The 4,006-nt window shown below is 71.2% G+C and carries 3 protein-coding genes; all 3 read left to right on the forward strand.

The features are described 5' to 3' along the window. The first annotated feature begins 131 nt into the window (after positions 1-131). Genes pgi through ACFVIM_RS33630 form a run of 3 tightly spaced genes read left to right on the forward strand, consistent with a single transcriptional unit; the run spans position 132 to position 3,953 of the window. Positions 132-1,817, forward strand: a complete 1,686-nt coding sequence (gene pgi, locus ACFVIM_RS33620) for a glucose-6-phosphate isomerase (protein ID WP_384309728.1) — start codon at positions 132-134, stop codon at positions 1,815-1,817. A 4-nt stretch (positions 1,818-1,821) separates the two neighbouring features. Beyond that, a complete protein-coding gene (locus tag ACFVIM_RS33625) occupies positions 1,822-2,325 on the forward strand; it encodes a PH domain-containing protein (RefSeq protein ID WP_384309730.1) in 504 nt (167 codons plus the stop codon). Then, entirely contained in the window at positions 2,322-3,953 is a 1,632-nt protein-coding gene (locus ACFVIM_RS33630) for a PH domain-containing protein (protein WP_384309733.1), read from the forward strand. The genes ACFVIM_RS33625 and ACFVIM_RS33630 overlap by 4 nt, the downstream gene beginning before the upstream one ends. Positions 3,954-4,006: the final 53 nt, after the last annotated feature.

Below are 4,006 nucleotides of genomic sequence, written 5' to 3' on the forward strand. Positions count from 1 at the left end.
GCCTCAGGGCGCCCCGGCCGGATTCTTTTCCTCCGCGTGAGGCGCCCGGGGGATGCCGCCCACTGGCCGTCCATCGTTCGCCACACCCGGCCTTCTGATCAATTAGGTTGGAGGGCGGCAGGACGGCAGACATGCGGAAGACGAAGTGGGCTGATGTCCGAGTGAACACATCTGGTGGAAACCGGTTGATCCAGACGCCCGAGTGGATCGCGCTCGGCAAGCACCGCGAGCAGTTCGGGCGGACTCATCTGCGGGAGCTGTTCGCGGCCGACGCCGACCGGGCGAGCGCGCTCTCGCTGCGCGTCGGTGATCTGCTGATCGACTACTCCAAGAACCTCGTCACCGACGAGACCCTGCGGCTGCTGCGGGAACTGGCGGTCGCGACCGATGTCGCCGGGCTGCGGGACGCCATGTTCCGGGGCGAGAAGATCAACACCACCGAGGACCGCGCCGTCCTGCACACCGCGCTGCGCGCCCCCCGGGACGCCGTCGTCGATGTCGACGGGGTCAATGTGGTGCCGGGGGTGCACACCGTCCTCGACAAGATGGCGGACTTCTCCGAGCGCGTCCGTACGGGGGAGTGGAAGGGCCATACCGGCCGCCCCATCAAGAACGTCGTCAACATCGGTATCGGCGGCTCCGACCTCGGGCCCGCGATGGCCTACGAGGTGCTGCGGCCCTACACGGCCCGCGATCTGACCTTCCGTTTCGTCTCCAACGTGGACGGCGCCGATCTGCACGAGGCCGTACGGGACCTGGACGCGGCCGAGACGCTCTTCGTCATCGCCTCCAAGACCTTCACCACCATCGAGACCATCACCAACGCCACCTCGGCCCGCGGCTGGCTGCTCGATGAGCTGAACGCCGGTCAGGAGGCCGTCGCCAGCCACTTCGTGGCGCTGTCGACCAACGCGGAGAAGGTCGCCGACTTCGGCATCGACACGGCGAACATGTTCGAGTTCTGGGACTGGGTCGGCGGGCGCTACTCCTATGACTCCGCCATCGGCCTCTCGCTGATGATCGCGGTCGGCCCGGCGCGGTTCCGCGAGATGCTCGACGGCTTCCACCTGGTGGACGAGCACTTCCGCACCGCGCCCGCCGAGGAGAACGCGCCGCTGCTGCTGGGACTGCTGGGGGTCTGGTACGGGGCTTTCTTCGACGCCCAGTCCCACGCGGTGCTGCCCTACTCGCACTATCTGAGCAAGTTCACCGCCTATCTCCAGCAGCTCGACATGGAGTCCAACGGCAAGTCCGTGGACCGCGAGGGCAACCCCGTGGAGTGGCAGACCGGCCCGGTGGTCTGGGGCACCCCGGGCACCAACGGCCAGCACGCCTACTACCAGCTGATCCACCAGGGCACCAAGGTCATCCCCGCCGACTTCATCGGCTTCGCCCGCCCGCTGGCCGAGCTGCCGGGCGCCCTCGCCGCCCAGCACGACCTGCTGATGGCGAACTTCTTCGCCCAGACACAGGCGCTGGCCTTCGGCAAGACCGCCGAGGAGGTACGGGGGGAGGGCGTCCCGGAGGCGCTCGTCCCGCACAAGACCTTCCACGGCAACCACCCCACCACCACGATCCTGGCCGACGCGCTCACCCCCTCCGTGCTGGGCCAGCTCGTCGCGCTCTACGAGCACAAGGTCTTCGTCCAGGGAGCGGTGTGGAACATCGACTCCTTCGACCAGTGGGGCGTGGAGCTGGGCAAGGTCCTCGCCAAGAGGATCGAACCGGTGCTCACCTCGGACACCCAGGACGACGAGGGGCTCGACGGCTCCACCGCCGGGCTGGTCGCCGCCTACCGGACCCTGCGCGGGCGCTGACCGTATGACCACGGGGGAGCACACGGTCCGGCTGAGACCGCCGAGCAACCGACTCAGCCCGAAGGTGGTGCCCTGGTGGCGCCTCCAGTCCCTGATCGCCGTCACCGTGGTGACGGCGATCCTGGTCGTGCTGGGGGTGCTGATCACCCCGGCCCGGGTGTGGCTGCTCGGCCCGGCCGCGGTGATCGCCGTGCTCGGGATCGCGGAGGCGGCGATCCTGCCGCCCTGGCGCTACCGGATCCACCGCTGGGAGGTCACCGACGAGGCGGTCTACGTCCGCAGCGGGGCCTTCTGGCAGGAGTGGCGGATCGCCCCGATGTCCCGGATCCAGACCGTGGACACCGTCCGGGGCCCGCTGGAACGCTCCTTCGGACTGGCGACGGTCACGGTGACCACGGCCAGCTCCAAGGGCGCGATCGAGATCCAGGGCCTGGAACACGAACTCGCGGCGGAGCTGGCGGAGCGCCTCACCCGGCTCACCCAGGCGACCCCGGACGACGCCACATGAGCGCAGCGGGCGAACCGGGGGAGATATCCCGTACGGACGCGGCGCCCTCCGGCGAGGTGCCCGCACCCGCCGGCGAGACACCCGCGCCCGCCGACGCCGAGGCCGACGCTCCCTGGCAGCGGCTGGACCGGCGTACGCTCCATGTCACCGCCGCCGTGCTGACCTCTTTCTCCGCCGGGATCTGCCTTCCCGTACTCCTCGGCCTCTCCAGCGGCTTCTGGTTCGGTGACGGGCCCCGCCGGGGCATCGCCCTGGTGTTCCTGCTCACCGCCGCCGTGCTGCTGGTCGTGGGCGGCACGGCGCTGGAGTACCTGAGCTGGACCCACACCCGCTACCGGATCGGCGCCAGGCGCGTCGAACTCCACCAGGGCGTGGTGCTGAACACCCGCCGCTCCCTGCCGCGCGAACGCGTCCGTACGGTGGATCTCACCGCCAACCTCCTGCTGCGGGCGCTCGGCCTGGTCAAGGTGCACATCGGCACCGGGGAGCAGAGCGGCGGCGACTCCGCCCTGGAACTCAACCCGGTCTCCCGGGCCGAGGGCGAACGCCTCCGCCGCGAACTCCTCGGCCACGCCCCCGGGCCCGCTCCCGGCACCCACCGGGAGGGCGTCCTCGCCACCGTCGACCTCGCCTGGATCCGCTTCGCCCCGCTCAGCTTCATCGCGCCCGCGCTCGGTGGCGCGGCGGCCGGTGCGGTGCTCCAGGTGAGTGACTTCCTCGGGGCGCAGGGGGAGGTCATCGACTGGGTCGGAGACCTGTTCGCCGGGACGGCCGTCGTGCTGATGATCCTGGCGCTCGCCCTCGCCACCCTGATCGCGGGGGTGGTGGGCTCCCTCGGTCTCTGGGTGGAGATGTGGTGGAACCACCGGCTGGAACGCGAGCCCGGGGGCACCATCCGGGTCCGGCGCGGGCTCCTCACCCAGCGTTCGATATCGCTGGAGGAACGACGGGTGCGCGGGGTGGAGCGGGTGGAGCCGCTCGGGGTGCGGCTGGCGGGCGGAGCCCGGCTGGACGCCGTCGCCACCGGTCTGGGCGACGCGGAGGACGTCTCCCGTATCGATCTGAAGACCCTGCTGCCCTCGGCGCCGCGCGCGATCGTCGACGAGGTCGCGGGCCAGGTGCTGCGCCAGCCGCGCACCCCGATGGCCATCGCGCTGACCCCGCACCCCCGGGTGGCGCGCACCCGTCGGCTGCTGTGGGCGCTGAGCGGTACGGCGGTCCCGTTCGCGGTCCTGGTCGTGCTCGGCCTCTGGCTGACTCCGGTCCTGATCATGATCGCCGTCGGGTACGCGGTCCTCGCGGTGCCCGTCGCCGTACTGCTGGCGCTGGACGCCTACCGCGGGCTCGGCCATGGGCTCAGCGGTGACTACCTGGTGGCCCGTTCGGGCAGTGTCCGCCGCAGTACGGTGGCGCTCCAGCGGACCGGGGTCATCGGCTGGGTCGTCAGCCAGTCGGTCTTCCAGCGCCGCGCCGGGATCCTCACCGTCACCGCCACCACGGCCGCCGGGTCCGGCGCGTACGCGGTGTACGACGCCGACGCCACCGAGGCCATCGCCTTCGCGGCGGAGGCCGTGCCCGGACTCCTCGCCCCCTTCCTCGTACCGGAGGAGGAACCCGACCGGCCCTGAGGATCACACAGTGGAACGGCCCCGGCCGGAGCATCCCGCAGGACGCTCCGGCC

Origin of the sequence: Streptomyces sp. NPDC057638 (assembly GCF_042800315.1) — a bacterium.
In the GTDB taxonomy this organism is placed as follows: Bacteria; Actinomycetota; Actinomycetes; order Streptomycetales; family Streptomycetaceae; genus Streptomyces.

What these genes read in the sequence shown, in the direction of transcription:
- pgi (WP_384309728.1), top strand. Translation starts at nt 132, where the DNA reads ATGCGGAAGACGAAGTGGGCTGATGTCCGAGTGAACACATCTGGTGGA.
- ACFVIM_RS33625 (WP_384309730.1), top strand. Translation starts at nt 1,822, where the DNA reads ATGACCACGGGGGAGCACACGGTCCGGCTGAGACCGCCGAGCAACCGA.
- ACFVIM_RS33630 (WP_384309733.1), top strand. Translation starts at nt 2,322, where the DNA reads ATGAGCGCAGCGGGCGAACCGGGGGAGATATCCCGTACGGACGCGGCG.